Consider the following 20,949-nt stretch of genomic DNA (forward strand, 5'->3'; position numbering starts at 1 on the left):
CCCGCATTAAGTGGGCCGTTTTCGTTTTGTCGGCGGGGTGTGGCGCGTGTGCGCCCGTCAGACCGCGCGCTGCAACGCGGCGCGTCGTTCCCACAGCGCTGCCGCGACGAACGCGGCGACGCAGACGACCAGCACGCCGATCAGCGCGTTGCTGCCGAGTTGCTCCATCAATGCGCCGGCGACCAGCGGACCGCCGAAGCTCGCGGCGCTCCACGACGCCGACACGAGCGAGCTCGCGGTGACGAGCGCCGCGCCGCGAAAGCGTTCGCCGCACGCGACGAGCGACAGCGTGTAGATGCTGCCGGCCGCCGCGCCCAGCACGAACAGCAGCGGCCAGCATAGCCACGGGTTCGCGATCACGAACGGCAGCAGCGGCAGGCCTGCGAGCACGATCCAGCCGGCGCCGAGGTGCACGCGTTCGCGGCCGAGCTTGTCCGCGAGCCAGCCGATCGGGAACTGCATCGCGGTGTCGCCGAACAGCATGATCGACGCGAGCAGCACGGCGGTCGCGCTCGCGACGCCGTGATCCATCGCATAGAGCGGCAGCAGCGACAGCGCGAGCGTATCGAACAGCGCGAAGAAGCCCGTGCCGATGATCAGCGCGGGCATGCGCGGCAGCACGGCGAACCAGCTGTCGTGCGCTGCGTGATGTGCGTCGTCGCCGGCGAGCGGCGCGCGCCGGATCGTCGCGAGCGCCGGCAGCGCGAGCAGGAACAGCGCGCCGCACAGCGCGAAGCGGATGCGCGTCGCGCCGGCGATCTGGCTGACGAGCACCGGGCCCGCCATCTGGAACAGCGTGAAATTGGTCGCGTAGATCGCGACCACGCGGCCGCGTGTCGAGTCGTCGGCGAGCTGGTTGACCCATGCCTCGCCGATCGTGAACAGCAGCATCAGCGCCGCGCCGCACAGCACGCGCAGCGCACCCCACACGATCAGGTTCGACGTGAACTGCATCAGCGCGGTGGCCGCGGCGAGCAGCACGACCGACACGACGATCGCGCGGCGCGCGCCGATGCGCCGTGCGAGCGCGGTGACGAACGGGACGATCGCGAGGCCGCCCAGGGCCTGCGCGGCCGTCAGCATGCCGACGACGTTGGTGCCGTGTCCGGCTTCGGTCAAGGCGAGCGCGGTGAGCGGCATCGTGGCGCCGGTGCCGAGACCGACCACCGCGACGCTGAGGATCAGCGCGAGGAAATCACGATTGAGAATGGCTTTCATCGGCCGCGATGCTACACCGTGGCCCCTGAAAGGTCCATGAAGGCCGTCAGGATCGAATGGGGTTGCGTGCGCAACGATCGCGGCGGCGCGCGGGCGCGGACGCGCGCCGTGCCGCCGCGCACGCGTCATACGTATCCGGTCGGCCCGCTCACCGGGCGGCGTTCGAGCGACGCCGACCACAACGTGAGCGCGAGCGCGGCGACCGCCATCGCCGCACCGACCCACGGCAGGTTCACGAGCGACACGCCGGATCCGATCGCCATCCCGCCGAGCCAGGCGCCCGTCGCGTTGCCGAGGTTGAACGCGCCCTGGTTCAGCGTCGACGCGAGGTTCGGCGCGTCGCTCGCGCGATCGACGATCAGGATCTGCAGCGGCGGCACGATCGCGAACGCGAGGATGCCCCAGACGAAGATCGTCGCGAGTGCCGCGAACGGCAGGTGCATCGTGCCTGCGAACAGCGCGAGGACGATGCCGATCAGCGCGAGCGTCGCGATCAGCGACGGCATCCGGCGCCAGTCGGCGAGCTTGCCGCCGAGCGTGCCGCCGACGGTCAGGCCGAGACCGAACAGCAGCAGCACGTAGGTGACCTGGCGCGGCGAGAAGCCCGTCACGTCCTCGAGGATCGGCGTGATGTACGTGAACACGCTGAACAGGCTCGCCGACGCGAGCACGCTGATGCCGAGCACCATCAGCACCTGCGGGTGCTTCAGCACGCTGAATTCGCGCGTGATGCTGCTGTCGGGCATCGCGAGGTGCTTCGGCAGGCACACCGCGAGCGCGGCAGCCGCGGCGATGCCGATGCCGGTGACGGCCCAGAACGTCGCGCGCCAGCCGTACGCCTGGCCGAGCGCGGTGCCGAGCGGCACGCCGAGCACGTTCGCGAGCGTGAGGCCGGTGAACATCAGCGCGATCGCCTGCGCGCGGCGGTTCGGCGCGACGAGGTTGCTCGCGACCACCGAGCCGATCCCGAAGAACGCGCCGTGGCAGAACGCCGTGACGACCCGCGCGGCCATCAGCACCGCATAGCCGGGCGCGATCGCGCAGAACAGGTTGCCCGCGATGAACAGCCCGATCAGGCCCATCAGCGCGCGCTTGCGCGGCATCTTCGCGGTGACGATCGCGAGGATTGGCGCGCCGATCGTCACGCCGAGCGCGTAGCCCGACACGAGCATCCCGGCGGCCGGGATCGACACGCCGAGGTCGCGGGCGACGTTGGGCAGCAGCCCCATGATCACGAACTCGGTGGTACCGATTCCAAATGCGGCGACGGCAAGGGCGAAAAGAGGTAATGGCATCGCGGTGGGCTACGGAAAAGGCCGCGGCCCGAGATCGGCGCGGCATGCGCGGAAGGGGCGAGGCGCGGAGATGTCAGCCGCGATTCTACTTCAGTGAAAACCCCTATGCTCGGGGTCAAAATGGTTGTTGCCGGCGTGCGACGGGTGGCGGCCAAGGTGCGCCCAAAGTGTGGGATTGGGCGGTGCTCAGTGCTCAGTGCTCGGCGCTCGGCGCTCGGTGGCAAGGCAAGGGCGAGAGCGAGGGCGAGGGCGAGAGCGAGGGGAGGCGTAATATCGGGTCGGAGCAAGACCGGCGAAACGGCCGTTCCGCGCCTCGTGCATCCCGTCAGCGGTCGGACAGGGCGCCGGCGGGTGTCGAGCCGGAGCGGTCGTCGGGTGCGGCAAGCTCGGGCGACGGCGACGATCCGCCGGTCGCGCCGGATGCTGCATTGCCCTCGGCGACCCCGGCCGCCGACGCATCCCAGCCGTTTTCGAACAGGCACGCCTCGATCGGCATCCGCGCGGCCCACCGCTCTTCCTCGAGCATTGGCTTCGCATAGAACGCGTCGACGTGCCCGACGCACAGCACGGCGATCGGCTTCGCGCCGGCCGGCATGCCGAGCAACGTGCGCAGCGCGTCGACATCGAACAGCGACACCCAGCCCATCCCGAGCCCTTCGGCGCGCGCGGCGAGCCACATGTTCTGGATCGCGCAGGCGGCCGACGCGAGGTCCATCTCCGGCAGCGTGCGGCGGCCGAACACGTGGCGCTCGCGGTCGTCGGTCAGCGCGACGACCAGCAGTTCGCCGCATTCGCGCACGCCTTCGACCTTCAGCCGCATGAATTCGTCCTGCCGCTCGCCGAGCGCGTCGGCGGTCGCGCGGCGCTCGGCCTCGACCAGCGCATGGATCGCGGTGCGCAGCGCGGGATCGGTGATGCGGATGAAGCGCCACGGCTGCATGAAGCCGACGCTCGGCGCGTGGTGCGCGGCGCGCAGCAGCCGCGCGAGCGTGGCCGGATCGACGGGTGCCGGCGTGAAGTGGCGCATGTCGCGCCGTTCGAAGATGGCGCGGTAGACCGCGGCAATGGCGGAGTCGTCGAAACGCATGAGCGGCAGAAGCAGGGGGAAGTCGGCGCAACGATAGCAGACGCCGCGCGCGCAGCGTTACATCAGTCGAAATAAATTGACGAATCGTTGATGGATCGCGTGCGCTCAGGCGCTGCGCCAACGCCGTGCGGAACGACGTGGCTCAGCGCCCCGTCGTGACGACGTTGGTCGGCGTGCCGGCGTGCCACGCCTCGATGTTCAGCAGCGTCGTGTGCGCGATCTCGGCGAGCGCCTCGCGCGTGAAGAACGCCTGGTGCGACGTGACGATCACGTTCGGGAACGTCAGCAGGCGCGCGAGCACGTCGTCCTGCAGCGGCAGGTCGGAGTGATCCTCGAAGAAGAGGCCGCTCTCCTCCTCGTACACGTCGAGCCCGAGGTGGCCGAGCTGCCCGCTCTTGAGCGCGTCGATCAGCGCCGGCGCATCGACCAGGCCGCCGCGGCCGGTATTGATCAGCATCGCACCGTGCTTCATCCGCGCGAGCGTCTGCGCGTTGATCAGATGGTGCGTCGACGGCAGCAGCGGGCAGTGCAGGCTGATGATGTCGGCATGGTGCAGCAGTTCGTCCAGCTCGACGTAGCGCGCGCCGTACGCGATCAGCTCCTCGTCGTACGGCGGCATCGAGTGTGCGAGCACATGCATCCCGAAGCCCATCATGATCTTCGCGAACACGCGGCCGATCAGGCCCGTGCCGATCACGCCGACCGTCTTGCCGTGCAGGTCGAAGCCGAGCAGGCCGTTCAGCGAGAAGTCGCCTTCGCGCGTGCGTGCGACCGCGCGCGGCAGCCGGCGGTTGAGCGCGAGGATCAGCGCGACCGCGTGTTCGGCGACCGCATGCGGGGAATACGCGGGCACCCGCACGACCGCGATGCCGAGCCGCTCGGCGGCCGCCAGGTCGACATGGTTGAAGCCGGCCGAGCGCAGCGCGATCAGGCGCGTGCCGCCGTCGGCGAGCCGTGCGAGCACGGCCGCGTCGACGGTGTCGTTGACGAACGGGCAGACGACCTCATAGCCGTGCGCGAGGATCGCGGTTTCCGCGTCGAGGTGCGACGGCTGGAAGTGCAGCCGATAACCGAATGGCCGATTGGCGGCGGTGAACGATTCGTCGTCGTACTGCCGGCTGCTGAACAGGATCACACGCACGCTGCACCTCCGATGGCTGTCGCGTGCAGTTTACTGCAGGCCCGTCTGCCGGCCCGCGACGATCTCGGCGCGATCGGGCGTGTGCAGGAAGCCGTAGCCGGTTCGCTCGCGGGCCGCCTGCGCGCCGAAATGCTCGAGCGCATGCTCGACGAAGCTGCGCGTGCGGGCCGGCACGTACTGGCGGTTCGGGTAGACGAGCGACAGCTGCGCGTCCGGGTCGTCGATCCGGTAAGCGGGCAACAGCCGCACCAGCGTGCCGGTGGCGAGTGCATCGGCGACGCTCGGCTCGGGCAGTACCGCGATGCCGGACCCGGCGACGGCTGCCGCCTGCACGAGCGCCAGCTGGTTGACCGTGCAGGTCGGGCGCACCGTGACCGAATGCGTGACGCCGTCGTGGCCGACCAGCCGCCACGCGGGCGCATGCTGGTGCGGCGCGAGCGCGACCCAGTCGTGGCCCGGCAGGTCGTCGGGTGCGCGCGGCTCGCCGCGCCGTTCGAGATAGGCGGGCGCCGCGCAGGCGACGAACGGGTTCGGCGTGAGCGCGTGGCCGATCAGCGTCGGGTTGCCGTCGAGCCGGTTGCCGGTCACGATGCCGACGTCGTAGCCCGAATCGAGCACGTCGAGCGGCCCCTCGGCGACGGTGAGCTGCACGCGCAGTTCGGGGTAGCGGTGCCGGAAACTGCTGACGAGCGGCGTCAGCGCGAGCGGCGACAGCAGGCCCGATGCGACGACGCGCAGCGTGCCGGCCGGCTCGCGCACGGCGTGCGCGACGGATGCCTCGAGGTGGTCGAATTCCTCGAGCAGCGCACGGCAGCCGTCGAGGTAGCGCAGGCCGGCCTCGGTCAGCGACAGGTTGCGCGTGGTGCGGTGGATCAACCGCGTGTTCAGGTGCGACTCGAGCATCGCGATCGAGCGCGTGACGAGCGCGTTGGACACGCCTAGATGGTGCGCCGCGCGCCGGAAGCTCTGCTGCTCGGCGACGCAGACGAACACACGCATGGTCTGAATCTGGTTCATGGCTCGCGAATTTCTGGCCCGGTTGATTGATTTTGGTTGGGATTTTTCGTCAAACGACCTGGAAAACCGTCGCGCCACCCCCGGGTCTCGTTCGTCTCGAAAAATCGGTTTTCGATTCTGCAGACGATTGTTCATTACGGAAGCGATATCGTCAACCTGAGAAAAGGGGCGGCTTGCGTAAAATCGAAATCGCGGGTATCGATTTAACGGATCGGCGGCGCTGGTATGCACCTGGGTTAGTCCGGCGTGTATTCGGAAGGTCCGCCTTGTATTTTAATATTGCTCATATAAATCAATATGTTGATGCGGTCTGGATGCGACGTCGTGCGGTAATGGGTGAAATCGCTCACCAATAGATGCTGCGATAGTGGATGTTTTTGTGCCGGTCTGGTTTTCGTGTGCCGATGCCAGTCGCGCGATTTTTATCGTGGTGACCGGTATTCCGGTAGATGCATGCGGCATGCTGAACTCGGGCGTCAGGATGCGCATCTCAATATTGCCGGAGAAAATCGCGGGCATCGACCGTCCGTTGGAACCGTTTCGCATGCGGCCGGCAATGCCACGGCAATACGAAACCCGGTCGTGCGGCGCGGGCGCGGCCGGCTGGCCCGGTCCGTCGACCGGGCCAGCGTCACGCTGTCCGGGCGCGCGTGCCTCTTGCGCACGGGCGCGGAACGCGGAATGATCGATCAGTTCGCCGTGCCGTGCGGCGAACGACGTCCGAGCGTTTTCTCCGTTCCTCTTTTACCAGCCATGTCCATCGATTACTCGCCGATTCCCTGTCCCGTCGTCGTGCCGCTCGACGCGATCCTGCCCGAAGAACCGCTGCTGATGATGGGGGCCGGCCCGGTCCCGATCCCGGCCGCCGTCGCGAAGGCGAACACGATCGTGATCAACCACCTCGGCGCGACGATGGCGAAGATCATCGAGCAGGTGAAGGAGATGGCGCGCTACGTGTTCCAGACCCGCACGAAGTGGGTGCTCGGCGTCGCCGGCCCCGGTTCCGCCGCGATGGAAATGGCGATCTCGAACCTCGCGTGGCGCGGCACGCGCGTGCTGTCGATCCGCAACGGCTTCTTCAGCGCGCGGATGGCCGAGATGGCCACGCGCGTCGGCGCCGACGTCGCCACGCTTGAAGTGGCCGACCGCTCGGTCGCGAGCCTCGACGAGATCGCGGACGCGATCGCGCGCGAGCGGCCCGAGATCGTCACGATCGTGCAGGGCGAGACGTCGAACACCGTGTGGAACCGCGAGCTGCGCGACATCGCGGCGCTCGCGAAGGCGGCCGGCGCGCTGGTCGTCGTCGATGCGGTGTGCACGCTGTCGACGATGCCGCTCGAGATGGACGCGTGGGGCATCGATGCGGTGATCACGGGCGGCCAGAAGGGGCTGTCGTCGATTCCCGGCGTATCGCTGATCGCGTTCTCGGACGCCGCGTGGGACCGGATGAAGCAGCGTCCGGAACCGAATGCGCACTGGTGCCTCGACATGGCGCTCGCGGAGAACTTCTGGCACAACGCGGGCTACCACTACACGGCGCCGGTGTCGGGCGTGCTCGCGCTGCACGAGGCGCTGCGGCTCGTCTGCGCGGAGACGCTCGAAAGCCGCTTCGCGCGCCACCTGCGCTGCTCGCTCGCGTTGCAGGCGGGCGTCGAGGCGATGGGGCTCGCGCTCTATGCGCCGAAGGACTGCCGGCTCAATTCGGTGGTCGGGATCGAGACGCCCGAAGGGCTCACGCCCGGGATGGTGTGCGGCCATATCTCGAAGCAGTACCAGGTCGAGATCTCGGGCTCGTTCGGGCTGCCGATCGTGCGGATCGGGCAGATGGGCGAACAGTGCCGCGAACACAACCTGTTCCGCACGCTGCATGCGTTCGGCCGCACGATGATCGACCTGAAGGTGCCGGTGGACCTGCCGGCCGGCGTGGCCGCGCTCGAGCAGGAATTGTCGCAGCGGGGCGCGTAAGCAGGGAGACGGTGATGCGTGCCGGGTGCGCGCTGCGCCAGCCGGCACGTTGAAGGTGCGCGCGGGGCTCAGCCGCCCTGCATCGCGCGCCGGTACGCGTTCGGCGTCGTGCCGTGCGCGTCGCGAAAGCGATGGCTGAAGTGGCCGGCGTTCGCGTAGCCGCATTCGGCCGCGACCTGCGCGAGCGGCAGCGCCGTCGTGCGCAGCAGCAGGCGCGCCCGCGCGAGCCGCTGCTCGGCCACCCACGCGTGCGGCGCGCGGCCGAACGACAGCCGGAACATCCGCGAGAAGTGATATTCGGACAGCGCGGCGACCTCCGCCAGTTCGCCGAGCGTCAGCGGTTGCGACAGGTAGCTGTCGATGTAGTCGCGCACGCGGCGGCGCACGGCCGGCGCGAGTCCGCCGCGGAACGGCACGTCGGTGCGCGTCGTGCTCTGGCCGCGCAGTAGCAGGCTCAGTACGTCGTGCGCGGCCTCGTTCACGCGCAGCCGCCCGTCGGCATCGTCCCAGCGCTCCAGCGCGAGCGAACGGAACTGCGCCGCGACGCGCGCATCCTCGAAATAGGTGCGGTCGGCGAGCTTCAGCTCGCGCGGCTCGCGATCGAGTTCGCGGATCGCGCGCTGCGTGAAGTGCTCGGGCAGGAAGTACAGGTGGATGAAGTGCATCTCGCCGCGCACCCACCAGCGCGATTCATGGTCCCCCGGCAGCGTGCACAGCAGGCTCGGCGCGCCGTAGCGCGGCACGCGTTCGCGCTCCGTCCGGTAGCCGCCGTCGAGATAGCACGACAGCGTGTGGTGGCCCGGTTGTTCGTAGATCGTCTCGCTTTCGTCGGTGATGCGCGTCCATTCGGCGATCGCGAGATGATCGCCGAGCCACGTGAAGCGCTCGAGCGTCGCGTTCGCCTCGGCGAGCGTGCGGCACACCGACTGCAGGCCGAACGGCATCGCACCGCCGGCAAGGGCGGCGGCGTGATCGGCGGGCGGGGCGTACAGGGGCGGACTCATGGTGCGACGAGTATAAGCGCGCGCGCGACGCGCCGTGCGGCCGCCCGAAAAAGACCGCAATTCCGGACAATCCGCGCGGGCGGGGCGGCGGCACAGTCTGAGTCCGTTTCACTCGTTTCGCTTCGTTGCCGCCATGAACCTGTCGCTTTATTTCGTCACCGTGCTGATCTGGGGCACCACCTGGATCGCGATCAAATGGCAGCTCGGCGCCGTGCCGCCGCCCGTGTCGATCGCGTGGCGCTTCTGGCTCGCGGCCGCCGTGCTGTTCGCGCTGCTGCGCGTGATGCGCCGGCCGGTGCGTCCGCCGCGCGAGGCGTGGCGCTACCTCGTCGCGCAGGGCTTCGCGTTGTTCTGCCTGAATTTCCTGTGCTTCTACTACTCGGAGCAGGTCGTGCCGAGCGGCCTCGTCGCGGTGATCTTCTCGACCGCGCCGCTCTTGAATTCGATCAACGGCCGGCTGTTCATGGGCCGCCCGCTGCGGCCGTCCGCGATTGCCGGCGCGCTGCTCGGGCTGACCGGCATCGCCTGCCTGTTCTGGCAGCAGATGGCCGGCCACCTCGACGATCACGCGACCTGGACGGGCCTCGCGATCGCGTTCGCGGGCACGATGTGCTTCTCGGCCGGCAACCTGCTGTCGAGCCGGATGCAATCGATGGGGCTGCATCCGCTCGCGACCAACGGCTGGGCGATGCTGATCGGCGCGGCGATCCTGACGGTCGGCAGTGCGGTGGCCGGGCTGCCGTTCATGATCGACCCGAGCCCGCGTTATCTCGGCGCGCTCGTCTATCTGGCCGTGCCGGGCTCGGTGATCGGGTTCACCGCGTACCTGACGCTCGTCGGGCGGATCGGGCCGGAGCGCGCGGCGTACTGCACGGTGCTGTTCCCGATCGTCGCGCTGGCCGTGTCGACGGTCTTCGAGGGCTACCAGTGGTCGCCGCTCGCGGTGATCGGGCTGCTGCTCGTGCTGGCCGGCAATCTCGTTGCGTTCGACCTGACGCGCCGGTTGTTCCTGCGCGTGGCTTGACCGGGGCATCAGGCACTCTTGCGCATTCGCGGAGACGGTGCTGCACGACGAAGTCGCCGATCTGGTGCTGGGCGGTTTCCCGCTCGTCACGACCGAGCTCGATCGCTACGTGCTTTCATTCGACGGTGCGCCGTTGGCCGTGGCCGTCCTGCATGGCTTGCCGCTGAAGAACCTTGGCGGCGACGGTGCGTTGTCGACGATCGTGCCTTACGACGTTCCGCAGCAGTGGTCGCTGACCGTCCACCGGCATCAGCGGCGGGTCGACGGGTTCCTGTACATGTCCCGCCATCTGAACACGTCGGAAGCCCTCGTGCTCTTCGATCGTGCCGAACCCAAGCTCTCGCTCCGGGACGCCGTTCCGTTCCGGCGTCATCCTCAAGCCGTCCGCGTATTGCGCGACTTCAACGTGTTGCTGCGTTGAACGGCGTTGCGCGCGCGGCAGCACGACTCACGCCGCCGCGCCGCTCCCGGCGAGCCGCGCCTGCCGCTGGTACAGCACCATCGACAGCGCGACGCCGGCCGCCGCGGCCACCGCCGCGAACAGGAACACCTGCGGATAACCGAACGCACCGGCCACATAGCCGGCGAGCGGGCCCGTGATGCCGAGCGACAGGTCGAGAAACACCGAATACGCGGACAGCGCCGCGCCGCGGCTCGCCGGCGGGACGAGCGCCACGGCCTCGACGCCGAGCGCCGGGAAGATCAGCGCGAAGCCGAAGCCGGTCAGCGCGGCGCCGACGAGCGCGACGTGCGGCACGGGCGCGAGCCACAGCAGCAAGAGGCCCGAGCATTCGAACGCGAACGACACGATCGCGACGCGGAAGCCGCCGTGAGTCTTGATCGTGTTCGCGAACAGCAGCCGCGCGCCGATGAACAGCGTGCCGAACACGGTCAGCGACAGCGCGGCGTTCGGCCAGTGGCGCGCCGCGTAGTACAGCGTGACGAAGGTCGCGATCGAGCCGAAGCCGGCCGAGCCGAGCGCGAGGCCGAGGCCGTGCGGCAGTACGCGCGTGAACACGCTCGCATACGACATCCGTTCGCCGTGCACGAGCGGCACGGAAGCGATCAGGCGCGCGAGATAGAAGCCGATCGCGGCGAGCGCGATCACGATCACGCCGATCAGCGCCGGATTCAGCGTGTGCGCGATCGCGACGCCGACCGGCGCGCCGAGCGCGAGCGCCCCGTAGGTCGCGATGCCGTTCCACGAGATCACCTTCGCGTTGTGCGCGACGCCGACCCGCCCGATGCCCCACAGGATCGCACCGGTGCCGCACAGGCTCTCGCCGACGCCGAGCACGAGCCGGCTCGCGACCAGCAGCACGAGGCTCGCGACCGGCCAGTGAGCCAGCAGCAGCGCGACGAGCAGCAGCACGCCCGACACGCCGCAGCCGATCAGCCCGCGCAGCACCGTCTGCTTCGGCCCGAGCGTATCGGCGAAGCGCCCGGCGAGCGGGCGCGACGCGAGCGTCGCGAAATACTGGACGCTGATCGCGCCGCCCGCGACGATCGCGGAAAAACCGAGGTCGTCATGGACGAAGCCCGGCAGCACCGCGAGCGGCAGGCCGATGGTCAGATAGCAGATGAACGTGAAACAGACGACGGACACGATTTGCAGCGTGACGGCAAACCCGCTGCGCGGCGGTGTGGCGGAATCGGTTGACATGGGGTCGGATCGAATGGACGAAACGGAGCGGAAAGCGGCGAAAAACGGAATCGGGATTTTCCCATGGAACCGGTTTTCACGCAGGTACCATTTAGTTAATCGCGACCCATTTTCATCGTCGAAGAATGGCTGACGGACCGCTGCGGGCAGGCCGGAACCCAGGCCGGGCAAGGCGCCCGACGCCTGCCGGGCGGCCGCGGCGCGCATATCGCGGCAGTTATATGGGCCCCATGCGTGATGGGCTATGGGTTGCGGAATTTGACGGTGATAGCGTGCAAACTGTCAGAGAAACGTCGGTCGAGCGCCCCGCGCAGGCCGCCTTGCCCCCACCGGAAGAACGATAGAGACATGAGTGAGCCGATCCGCTTCTACCATCGTCACGCGGTCCGCGAAGTCAGCGGCGCGGACGTCACCCGCACCGTGCTGCAGTACCTGCGCGAGGATGCGCACTGCACCGGCACCAAGGAAGGCTGCGCGGAAGGCGACTGCGGCGCGTGCACGGTCGTCGTCGGCGAGCTGACCGACACGGGTACGGTCGCGTTCAAGGCCGTCAATGCCTGCATCCAGTTCCTGCCCACGCTCGACGGCAAGGCGCTGTTGACGGTGGAAGACCTGCGCCAGCCGGACGGTTCGCTGCATCCGGTGCAGCAGGCGATGGTCGATTGCCACGGCTCGCAATGCGGGTTCTGCACGCCCGGTTTCGTGATGTCGATGTGGGCGCTGTACGAGAAGCACGGCCATGAAGGCTGCGCCGGCACGTGCGCGAAGGCGAAGGACGTGCCGACGCGCACCGAGATCGCCGATGCGCTCACCGGCAACCTGTGCCGCTGCACCGGCTATCGCCCGATCGTCGATGCGGCCGTGCAGATGTTCGGTGCGCCGGCGCCGACGGCACCGGTCGATACGGCCGCGCTGGCCCGCACGCTCGCGTCGCTCAAGCGTGACGACACGTTCGACTACACGACGCGCGACGGCGCGCGCTTCGCCGCGCCGCGCACGCTCGACGCGCTGGCCGCGCTGAAGGTCGAGCGCCCGGATGCACGGCTGCTCGCTGGCAGCACCGACATCGGCCTGTGGGTCACCAAGCAGATGCGTCGCCTCGACGACCTGATCTACGTCGGCCAGATCGCCGAACTGCGGACCGTCGTGCACGGCGACGACTGGATCGAGATCGGCGCGGGCGTGACGGTCGAGGACGGCTATGCGGCACTCGCCGGCACGTATCCGGAACTGACCGAAATGTGGAAGCGCTTCGCGTCGCTGCCGATCCGCAACGCGGGGACGATCGGCGGCAACGTCGCGAACGGCTCGCCGATCGGCGACTCGATGCCGGGCCTGATCGCGCTCGGCGCGCGGGTCGTGCTGCGCGGCGGCGACACGGTGCGCGAGCTGCCGCTCGAGGCGCTCTACACCGGCTATCAGCAAAAGGACATGGCGCCGCACGAATTCGTCGTCGGCCTGAAGGTGCCGACCCGCACCGGTGCGCGCGCGAAGCTGCAGTTCCGCACCTACAAGCTGTCGAAGCGCTTCGACTCCGACATTTCGGCGGTGTGCGCGGCGTTCGCGTTCATCGCGGACGGCGAGCTGATCCGCGAGCCGCGCATCGCGTTCGGCGGGATGGCCGCGACGCCGAAGCGCGCGACGCATACGGAGAGCCTGCTCGACGGCGCGCAGTGGCACGAAGCCACCGCGCAGGCCGCGATGCAGGCGCTCGAGCGCGACTACCAGCCGCTCACCGACATGCGTGCGACGAGCGCGTATCGCCTCGATACCGCGAAGAACCTGATGTACCGATTCTGGCTGGAGACGCGCCCGCACGACCCGCTGCCGCCGCAGGCGCTGAACGTGCGTGAAGTGGCCGCCGAAGTTGCCGACGACGCGGCGCGCGTCTGACGAGGGAGAACACCGAACATGAACCAGCAAGCAGAACCGTTCCTGAACACCCTCGACCCGCAGGCCGACGCCGCGCAGGTGCACGTCTCGCGCGCGCACGAATCCGCGCACCTGCACGTGAGCGGGCGCGCGACCTACACCGACGACATCCCGCTCGTCGCGGGCACGCTGCACGCTGCGCTCGGGTTGTCCGCGAAGCCGCACGCGAAGATCGTGTCGATGAATTTCGACGCGGTGCGCGCGACGCCCGGCGTGGTCGCCGTGTTCACGGCCGACGACATCCCCGGCGTCAACGATTGCGGCCCGATCATCCACGACGATCCGGTACTCGCCAAAGGCATCGTGCAGTTCGTCGGCCAGCCGATGTTCATCGTCGTCGCGACGTCGCACGAAACCGCGCGGCTCGCCGCGCGCCGCGCGCAGGTCGACTACGAGGAGCTGCCCGCGATCCTGACCGCGCAGGAAGCGCGGCAGGCCGAAACCTATGTGATCCCGCCGCTGAAACTCGCGCGCGGCGACGCGGCCGCGCGGCTCGCCGCCGCGCCGCATCGCGAGTCGGGCGAGATGCTGCTCGGCGGCCAGGAGCAGTTCTACCTGGAAGGGCAGATCGCGTACGCGGTGCCGAAGGACGACGACGGGATGCACGTGTACTGCTCGACGCAGCACCCGAGCGAGATGCAGCACCTCGTCGCGCACGTGCTCGGCGTCGCGTCGCACAACGTGCTGGTCGAATGCCGCCGGATGGGCGGCGGGTTCGGCGGCAAGGAATCGCAGTCGGGCCTGTTCGCATGCTGCGCGGCGCTCGCCGCGTGGAAGCTGCTGTGCCCGGTGAAGCTGCGTCCGGACCGCGACGACGACATGATGATCACCGGCAAGCGACACGACTTCCATTACCGCTTCGACGTCGGCTACGACGACGACGGCCGCCTCGACGGCGTCGCGCTCGACATGACGTCGCGCTGCGGCTTCTCGGCGGACCTGTCGGGCCCGGTGATGACGCGCGCGGTGTGCCACTTCGACAACGCGTACTGGCTCGGCGACGTCGACATCGCCGGCTACTGCGGCAAGACCAACACGCAGTCGAACACCGCGTTCCGCGGCTTCGGCGGGCCGCAGGGCGCGTTCGCGATCGAATACATCCTCGACGACGTCGCGCGCGCGCTCGGCCGCGATCCGCTCGACGTGCGCTACGCGAACCTGTACGGCAAGACCGAGCGCAACGTGACGCCTTACGGGCAGACGGTCGAGGACAACGTGCTGCACGAACTGCTCGGCGAACTCGAGTCGACGAGCGACTACCGCGCGCGGCGCGCGGGCGTGCGCGAATTCAACGCACGCAACACGGTGCTGAAGAAGGGCATCGCGCTCACGCCGGTGAAGTTCGGCATCGCGTTCAACGTCACGCACTTCAACCAGGCGGGCGCGCTGGTGCACATCTACACCGACGGCTCGGTGCTCGTGAACCACGGCGGCACGGAGATGGGGCAGGGGCTCAACACGAAGGTCGCGCAGGTCGTCGCGCACGAGCTCGGCATCCGCTTCGGCCGGATCCGCGTGACGGCGACCGACACGAGCAAGGTCGCGAACACGTCCGCGACGGCTGCGTCGACGGGCTCCGACCTGAACGGCAAGGCCGCGCAGGATGCGGCGCGCCAGCTGCGCGAGCGCCTCGCGGCGTTCGCGGCGAAGCAGTTCGGCGACGGCAAGGTCGATGCGGCCGACGTGAAGTTCGGCAACGACTTCGTGTGGATCGGCGGCGCGAGCGTGCCGTTCGGCGAGGTGATCGCGAAGGCGTATCTCGCGCGCGTGCAGCTGTGGTCCGACGGCTTCTACGCGACGCCGAAGCTGTACTGGGATCAGTCGAAGCTGCAGGGCCGGCCGTTCTATTACTACTCGTACGGCGCGGCCGTGTCGGAGGTCGTGATCGACACGCTGACGGGCGAGATGCGCACGCTGCGCGTCGACGCGCTGCACGACGTGGGCGCATCGCTGAACCCGGCGCTCGACATCGGCCAGGTCGAAGGCGCGTTCATCCAGGGAATGGGCTGGCTCACGACCGAGGAGCTGTGGTGGAACAAGGGCGGCAAGCTGATGACGCATGCGCCGTCCACGTACAAGATCCCGACGGTCAACGACACGCCGCCCGAATTCAACGTGCGGCTGTTCCAGAACCGCAACGTGGAGGACAGCATCCATCGTTCGAAGGCCGTCGGCGAACCGCCGCTGCTGCTGCCGTTCTCGGTGTTCTTCGCGGTGCGCGACGCGATTGCGGCGGTCGGCGACTACCGGGTGAATCCGCCGCTCGACGCGCCGGCCACCGGCGAGTCGATCCTGCGCGCGATCACTGCGGTGCGTGCTGCGCGCGCCGGTCAGGCAGGTTGAGATGAACGGGCCTGCACGTTCGTTTCGCACCGCGACGACCCCGGCATTCGCGCAGGGTACCGGCCAGCGCAACCGCGCGACCGGTACGTCCGCGCCGATGCACATCGTGCTGTTCGGCGCGGGGCACGTCGGCCATGCGCTCGTCACGCTGCTCGGCGCATTGCCGTGCGTCGTGCAGTGGGTCGATACGCGCGACGAGCTGTTCCCGGACGAATGTCCGCCGAACGTGCAGCCGGAGCCGACCGACATACCCGAGGCCGTCGTCGACGCGGCGCCGCCCGGCGCGTACTTCCTCGTGATGACGCACAACCACGCGCTCGACTTCTCGCTCGCCGTGCAGATCATGCGGCGGCGCGACTTCGCGTACTTCGGGATGATCGGTTCGCGTACCAAGCGCGTGAAGTTCGAGCGCCGGCTCGCCGCGCGCGGCGTCGATCCGGCGCGGCTCACCGAGATGGTGTGTCCGATCGGCGTCGCGGGCATCGTCGACAAGGCGCCCGGTGCGATCGCGGTGGCCGTCTGCGCGGAACTGCTGCAGGCCCGCTCGGGCATGCCGGTGGCCGATGCGAAGGCGGCCGCGGCGGGGCGCTTGCGCGACGACGCGCGCTGCGCACGGTAACGATCAGGGGCGGCACGCCCGACCCACGTCCGCGCGTTTTTGCCTACACTGCACGGATCGCGCGGCAGCGGGCCGCGCGTTCTTTCGTGCAGGTACCATGTCCGATCATCAGGTCTATCTCGATGCGCTCGATGCGAGCCTCGTCGTCATCGAGCGCTGGCTGTCCGGCGCCGATACTTCCCCCGCGGCGCTCGATGCGCTGCTCGCGCCTTTCTCCGCCGAATTCACGATGATCATGACCGACGGTCGCGCGTTCGACCGCGACGACACGCGCGCGCTGTTCGCGAAGCTCGGCGGCGCGAAGCCGGGGCTGCGCATCAAACTGTCGGACATCCGCGTGCTCGCGGCAGACGCGTCGCATGCGGTGCTCACCTATCTTGAAGCGCAGCAGGCGGCGTCGGGCGAACTGCCCGCGCGTCGCGCGACCGCCGTGTTCGCGCGCGACGCGGCAGGCGTCGTGCGCTGGACCCATCTGCAGGAAACCTTCTGCACGGCCTGAGCGGCCGCGCCGCGTGATCGTGCGCGGGCGATTCCGCGGGGGGGCAGCGCCGCTTCAGCGCTTGCGGCCGCGTGCGGCGGTCAGCTCGTCGGACACGCTTTGCATCAGCGCACACAGCCACGCGATGTCGGTCGGGCGATCGGGGTGCGGGTGCGTGAGCAGGTAGCTCTTGATGCGCGGGAACGGCACGGGCGGCGCGACGACGACGAGCGGCAGCAGCTGCGCGTAGTGCGTCGCGAAGCGGCGCGTCGTCGTGAAGATCAGGTCCGACTGCAGCAGCACCTGCGGCACGATGCCGAAGTACGGCAGCGTCGTCACGATCCGTCGCGTGAGGCGGGCGCGGGCGAGGCCGATCTCGATCGCGTTGCGCTTGTCGCCGGTGTACGGCGTCGGCGCGACGTGCGCGGCCGACGCGTACGCTTCGCGCGTGAGCGGTTCGCGGGCGAGCGGATGCGCGTCGCGCATCAGGCACACGATCGTGTCGGAGAACAGGTCCTGGCGCGCGAACCGCGGGTCGGGCTTCGGCCAGTTGCCGATCACGAGATCGAGCGCGCCCGATTCGAGCGCCTCCGCGTGATCGAGCGCGGGATTCAATGAGTCGATTTCCAGATGCGCATGCGGCGCCGCGTCGCGAAAGCGCTCGATCAGCGTCGGCATGAAGAAATCGTTGAGGTAGTCGGGCGCGGCGACGCGGAACGTGCGCCGCGCGGACGATGGATCGAAGTCGCCGTGCGGCGTCGCGATGAAGTCGACCTCGCGCAGCGCGCGCGACGCGGCACCGAGCAGCGATGCGCCGTACTCGGTCGGCACCATCCCGGATTTGCCGCGCACGAGAATCGGGTCGTTCAGCGTCTCGCGCAGCTTGCGCAGCGCGGTGCTGATCGCGGGCTGGGTCTGGTTCAGGCGCAGCGCGGCCTGCGTGACGCTGCGCTCGAGCAGCAGCGTGCGCAATACGCGCACGAGCCAGATATCGAGCGAGGCGGTACGATCGTCGTCTTCCATCGGCGAGCGGTGTTCGGGAGAAGCGTAACCTTACCGCAGCCGCACGTTGCCGTGCGTGATACCGGCCATCACGTGCGCCCCTTCGGCAGCACGCTGATCCGCTTGACCTCGCGCGACTCGAGCCAGTTCGGCGTGCGCGCGCAGTACAGCACCATCGGCAGCGCGTCCTCGCCCCAGAACAGCTGCTGGTTCATCCAGAAGGTCGGTACGCCGAACACGCCGAGCGCGATCGCGTCGTCGGTGTTGCGGCGCAACTGCGCGCTCGTCTCCTCGAATTCGATCAGCTCGTCGCCGTGCCCGACGCCGACGCGCTCGCACAGCGCCGCGAACCCGTCCGGCGTCGACGGATCGTTGCCGTCGTGCCAGATGAAGCGGAACATTTCCAGCACGGTCGCGATGTCGGCGCGCAGCGCGATCGCGAGGCGCAGCACCTTGTCGGAGTCGAACGGATGCGCGGGCGGCATCTTGAAGCGGATGCCGAGCTGTTCGGCGCGAAACAGCGCGTGGCGGTACGTGAACACGCGCTTGGCCGGCACGTCGGCGCTCGGGCGCTGCCCCCAGTGGCGCTGCAGGTCGGGCAGCGACACGGCGACGGGGTCGAACGGCACGTCGGGCCACTTGTCGTGCTGTTCGAGCAGCAGGTAGGAGAACGGCGACACGAAGTCGAAGAACCAGGCAGGCTGGGCAGTGTCGAGGCCGGTTGTCATGGCGATCTCCAGAGGGTGGGGCGTGCGCGCCTGGCGGCGGCCTTCATGTTACGTTGCGGCGCGCGGATGCAACCGCGCGGATGCAGCAATGATCGCGGATCGGCCGCTCATGCGGAACCGGGAGTCGCCCGGGGGGGCTCGCCGGCCGGCGCCGCCGCGCCGCCGCGCGCCGCTGCACGGCCGCCGGCGCCGGGTGTGCCCGGCGTGCCCGATGCGACGTCGTGATCGTGCGCGGTGAGCCGCTCGCGCACGAAGCCGATGTGCTCGCGCAGCACGTAGAACTGCCCCGCGTACGCAAGCGGCATCTTCATCCGGTTCACGGCTTCCTCGATGTCGTCGAGTTCGTCGAGCAACTGGACGCGCTCTTCGGCCGTATGCTCGCCGAGCGCGCGGCGCTCGAGCGCGATCAGCGCGCCGTACCAGCGGTAGATGCGCGAACGCACGCGCCAGCCGTACAGCGACGGCACCAGCCGCAACCCGGGGATCAGCACGACGATCAGCGGCACCACGACGACGAGCAGCCGGTCGACGAGACTCGCGACCCAGAACGGCAGCCGCCGGTACAGGAACGACTTGCCCGACTTGTAATAGCGCCCCGCGTCGTCGGACAGCGGGAAGCCGCGCGTGACGGCCGACGGGAATTCGCCCGCGTGCTGCAGGATCGTCGCGTGGCCGTGCACTTCGCGCGCGGCCTCGATCAGCAGGTCGGACAGCGCGGGGTGCAGCGTATCGCGCGCGACCAGCTCGATCGTCGGCGCGACCGTGTGGATGTCGGCGGGCGGCAGGTTGAGGCCGAGATCGTAGACGCCCATCGGCAGCGTGATCGCGGTCAGGTACGGAAAGCGCCGCGCGTAGGCCTCGGCTTGCGTGAACGAGTACACGTGCACGCCGGGCGCGCGGAACAGCTTCGCCATCACCGGGATCTGCGTCGAGTCGCCGGACAGGAACGCGGCGTCGATCTTGCCGTCGAGCAGCGCGGCCGCGGCGTCCTCGCCGGCGGTCGGCAGCAGCTCGGTCGAGCCGCCCGGCACGATGCCGTTCATCTTCAGCAGCGCCAGGCTCAATTCGCGCGCGCCGCTGCCTTCCGCGCCGAGCGCGAGCCGCTTGCCCTTGAAGTCGGACAGGCGTGCGACCACCGGCCCGCGGTACATGATCGCGAGCGGCACGTAGCCGATGCTGCCGAGCGAGACCAGGTGTTCATCGCGCTCCTTCGGGCCGATGCCGCTCTGCACGAAGCCGACGTCGACCGGCGCGTCCGGATTCGACAGCCGCGCGAGGTTCTGCGCGGATCCTTCGGATGACTGGACGTCGAGCGTGACGCCGTTCTTCGCGAGGATCGCCTTGTATTTCTGCGCGGCGTTCCAGTAGGTGCTGCCGGGCGGGCCGGACGAAATCACGAGCGTGGACGGCGGCGCCGGCTGGATCAGCTTGACCGCGAACCAGACCGCCGCGACCGCGAGCAGCACGGTGGGGCCGATCGACAGCGCGAGGTCGCGCCACGACACCGCGACGAAGCGGGCGAGGATGCGGCGGGGCGGGCGGGGGCGGGCTGGCTTCATGGAGTCGGCGGATGACACGGGCGTGACGCATCGATGACGGCCGTCGCGGACAAGGCACGCGATGCGCGTTCTGGCGGCGATGGTACCCGGTTTCGCCCGGCGTGCGCGAGTCCGGCGCCGTCGCGCGGCGGCGGACACGGGCGCGCGCGGGCGGATGGCGGGCGGCCACGCGTCAAAAGCTTTGCGCTTCGGCTGGCGCTGGATTACATTGTGCGACGCAGCCGCGCCCGATTCGCGCACGACCCGGCACGTTATGAGACCGGGCGCGCCCGGCCGGCGGCTGTCCGGCCCGGCCGGCCCGCATTCGCGCGCGCCGGCCGCCGGCCCGTGTCGCCTCTCTCGCATCGCCGTGGAAATCATCGGCCGTCCCGCCCGTTCGCGCGCGGGCCGGCTGCCTTTGGGGGTATCCGGCCGTACTGTGCACGGCCGTTCCGGAGTTACAAGGAGATAGCATGAAGTCGATCGTGTTGAGAGCGTTGGGTGTTGCGGCCGTGGCGGCCTGTCTGACGGGCAGCGTGTACGCGCAGTCGAGCGATGCGGCGGCCACCGAAGCGCCGGCCGCGGCAGCGAGCTCGCCGAAGGCGGCGGCCAAGACCGCGAAGAAGGCCAACCGCCAGCTCGGCTATGCGGTGCGCAAGGCCATTACGAAGGCAGGCGGCATCGACGTGGCGAACATCGTCGTGCGCTCGAAGGGCGGCGCGATCTCGCTGGAGGGCACGGTGCCCGACCAGGCACAGATCGACAAGGCGGAAGAGGCGGCGAAGGGCGTGAAGGGCGTGACGTCGGTCACGAACAAGCTGACGGTTCAGCAGCAATGATGCCGGGCGGCGGCGCGCCAGCGCCGCGCGCCCGCTTTCACGCGGGCCCCGGCGTG

Annotated in this window: 19 protein-coding genes; 8 read left to right on the plus strand and 11 right to left on the minus strand. The window is 69.3% G+C overall.

Features of this window, described 5'->3' with window-relative positions; genetic code table 11:
- Window positions 1–57 precede the first annotated feature (57 nt).
- The 6 genes from DIE17_RS28880 to DIE17_RS28905 all read right to left on the minus strand — a co-directional run bounded on the left by DIE17_RS28880 (window position 58) and on the right by DIE17_RS28905 (window position 6,277).
- Window positions 58–1,218, minus strand: coding sequence for an MFS transporter (locus tag DIE17_RS28880; RefSeq protein ID WP_124488715.1), 1,161 nt, complete (start codon window positions 1,216–1,218; stop codon window positions 58–60).
- Window positions 1,219–1,343: 125 nt separating this feature from the next.
- Window positions 1,344–2,513 carry an MFS transporter gene (locus DIE17_RS28885; protein ID WP_124488716.1) on the minus strand — a complete coding sequence of 390 codons (1,170 nt, stop codon included), beginning with the start codon at window positions 2,511–2,513 and terminating at the stop codon, window positions 1,344–1,346.
- Window positions 2,514–2,838: 325 nt separating this feature from the next.
- Window positions 2,839–3,600, minus strand: coding sequence for a 5,6-dimethylbenzimidazole synthase (gene bluB, locus DIE17_RS28890; protein WP_124488717.1), 762 nt, complete (start codon window positions 3,598–3,600; stop codon window positions 2,839–2,841).
- A 142-nt stretch (window positions 3,601–3,742) separates the two neighbouring features.
- Entirely contained in the window at window positions 3,743–4,741 is a 999-nt protein-coding gene (locus DIE17_RS28895; RefSeq protein ID WP_124488718.1) for a 2-hydroxyacid dehydrogenase, read from the minus strand.
- 30 nt (window positions 4,742–4,771) lie between these two features.
- Window positions 4,772–5,758: a LysR family transcriptional regulator gene (locus DIE17_RS28900; protein WP_124488719.1), complete on the minus strand. Its 987-nt coding sequence runs from the start codon at window positions 5,756–5,758 to the stop codon at window positions 4,772–4,774.
- Between the two features lie 273 nt (window positions 5,759–6,031).
- On the minus strand, window positions 6,032–6,277 hold the full coding sequence (locus DIE17_RS28905; protein ID WP_124523367.1) for a hypothetical protein: 246 nt from the start codon (window positions 6,275–6,277) through the stop codon (window positions 6,032–6,034).
- A gap of 234 nt (window positions 6,278–6,511) precedes the next feature.
- Here DIE17_RS28905 and DIE17_RS28910 point away from each other — a divergent pair, with 234 nt between their 5' ends.
- Complete coding sequence (locus tag DIE17_RS28910; RefSeq protein WP_124488721.1) at window positions 6,512–7,723, plus strand: alanine--glyoxylate aminotransferase family protein; 1,212 nt, start codon at window positions 6,512–6,514, stop codon at window positions 7,721–7,723.
- A 68-nt stretch (window positions 7,724–7,791) separates the two neighbouring features.
- Here the strand turns inward: DIE17_RS28910 and DIE17_RS28915 are convergent, their stop codons facing one another.
- Window positions 7,792–8,727, minus strand: coding sequence for an AraC family transcriptional regulator (locus DIE17_RS28915; RefSeq protein WP_044844116.1), 936 nt, complete (start codon window positions 8,725–8,727; stop codon window positions 7,792–7,794).
- A gap of 133 nt (window positions 8,728–8,860) precedes the next feature.
- On the opposite strand from DIE17_RS28915, the gene DIE17_RS28920 reads away from it, so the two are divergent.
- Window positions 8,861–9,751 carry a DMT family transporter gene (locus DIE17_RS28920; RefSeq protein WP_124488722.1) on the plus strand — a complete coding sequence of 297 codons (891 nt, stop codon included), beginning with the start codon at window positions 8,861–8,863 and terminating at the stop codon, window positions 9,749–9,751.
- Between the two features lie 7 nt (window positions 9,752–9,758).
- A complete protein-coding gene (locus DIE17_RS28925; RefSeq protein ID WP_260426291.1) occupies window positions 9,759–10,172 on the plus strand; it encodes an RES family NAD+ phosphorylase in 414 nt (137 codons plus the stop codon).
- Window positions 10,173–10,199: 27 nt separating this feature from the next.
- On the opposite strand, the gene DIE17_RS28930 is transcribed toward DIE17_RS28925, so the two are convergent.
- Window positions 10,200–11,414: an MFS transporter gene (locus tag DIE17_RS28930; RefSeq protein ID WP_044844119.1), complete on the minus strand. Its 1,215-nt coding sequence runs from the start codon at window positions 11,412–11,414 to the stop codon at window positions 10,200–10,202.
- A 348-nt stretch (window positions 11,415–11,762) separates the two neighbouring features.
- Between DIE17_RS28930 and xdhA the strand changes: the two genes are divergently transcribed.
- The 4 genes from xdhA (at window position 11,763) to DIE17_RS28950 (ending at window position 16,807) form a co-directional block, all read left to right on the plus strand.
- The gene (gene xdhA, locus DIE17_RS28935; RefSeq protein ID WP_124488724.1) at window positions 11,763–13,307 is read left to right on the plus strand and encodes a xanthine dehydrogenase small subunit; all 1,545 of its coding nucleotides are present in this window, start codon (window positions 11,763–11,765) and stop codon (window positions 13,305–13,307) included.
- An 18-nt stretch (window positions 13,308–13,325) separates the two neighbouring features.
- Window positions 13,326–15,689: a xanthine dehydrogenase molybdopterin binding subunit gene (gene xdhB / locus DIE17_RS28940; RefSeq protein WP_044844121.1), complete on the plus strand. Its 2,364-nt coding sequence runs from the start codon at window positions 13,326–13,328 to the stop codon at window positions 15,687–15,689.
- Between the two features lies 1 nt (window position 15,690).
- Window positions 15,691–16,308, plus strand: a complete 618-nt coding sequence (gene xdhC / locus DIE17_RS28945) for a xanthine dehydrogenase accessory protein XdhC (RefSeq protein WP_124488725.1) — start codon at window positions 15,691–15,693, stop codon at window positions 16,306–16,308.
- A 97-nt stretch (window positions 16,309–16,405) separates the two neighbouring features.
- The gene (locus DIE17_RS28950) at window positions 16,406–16,807 is read left to right on the plus strand and encodes a nuclear transport factor 2 family protein (RefSeq protein ID WP_124522824.1); all 402 of its coding nucleotides are present in this window, start codon (window positions 16,406–16,408) and stop codon (window positions 16,805–16,807) included.
- Window positions 16,808–16,861: 54 nt separating this feature from the next.
- On the opposite strand, the gene DIE17_RS28955 is transcribed toward DIE17_RS28950, so the two are convergent.
- The 3 genes from DIE17_RS28955 to DIE17_RS28965 all read right to left on the minus strand — a co-directional run bounded on the left by DIE17_RS28955 (window position 16,862) and on the right by DIE17_RS28965 (window position 20,075).
- Window positions 16,862–17,809 (minus strand): LysR family transcriptional regulator, encoded by a 948-nt coding sequence (locus tag DIE17_RS28955; RefSeq protein WP_044844124.1) that lies wholly within the window; start codon window positions 17,807–17,809, stop codon window positions 16,862–16,864.
- A gap of 68 nt (window positions 17,810–17,877) precedes the next feature.
- Window positions 17,878–18,516, minus strand: coding sequence for a 2-hydroxychromene-2-carboxylate isomerase (locus DIE17_RS28960; RefSeq protein WP_044844125.1), 639 nt, complete (start codon window positions 18,514–18,516; stop codon window positions 17,878–17,880).
- A gap of 107 nt (window positions 18,517–18,623) precedes the next feature.
- Window positions 18,624–20,075 (minus strand): TAXI family TRAP transporter solute-binding subunit, encoded by a 1,452-nt coding sequence (locus tag DIE17_RS28965; RefSeq protein WP_124488726.1) that lies wholly within the window; start codon window positions 20,073–20,075, stop codon window positions 18,624–18,626.
- Window positions 20,076–20,527: 452 nt separating this feature from the next.
- Here DIE17_RS28965 and DIE17_RS28970 point away from each other — a divergent pair, with 452 nt between their 5' ends.
- Window positions 20,528–20,893: a BON domain-containing protein gene (locus tag DIE17_RS28970; protein WP_044844127.1), complete on the plus strand. Its 366-nt coding sequence runs from the start codon at window positions 20,528–20,530 to the stop codon at window positions 20,891–20,893.
- The last annotated feature ends 56 nt before the right edge of the window (window positions 20,894–20,949 follow it).

This window comes from Burkholderia sp. Bp9099, from assembly GCF_003857805.1.
Classification (GTDB): Bacteria; Pseudomonadota; Gammaproteobacteria; order Burkholderiales; family Burkholderiaceae; genus Burkholderia.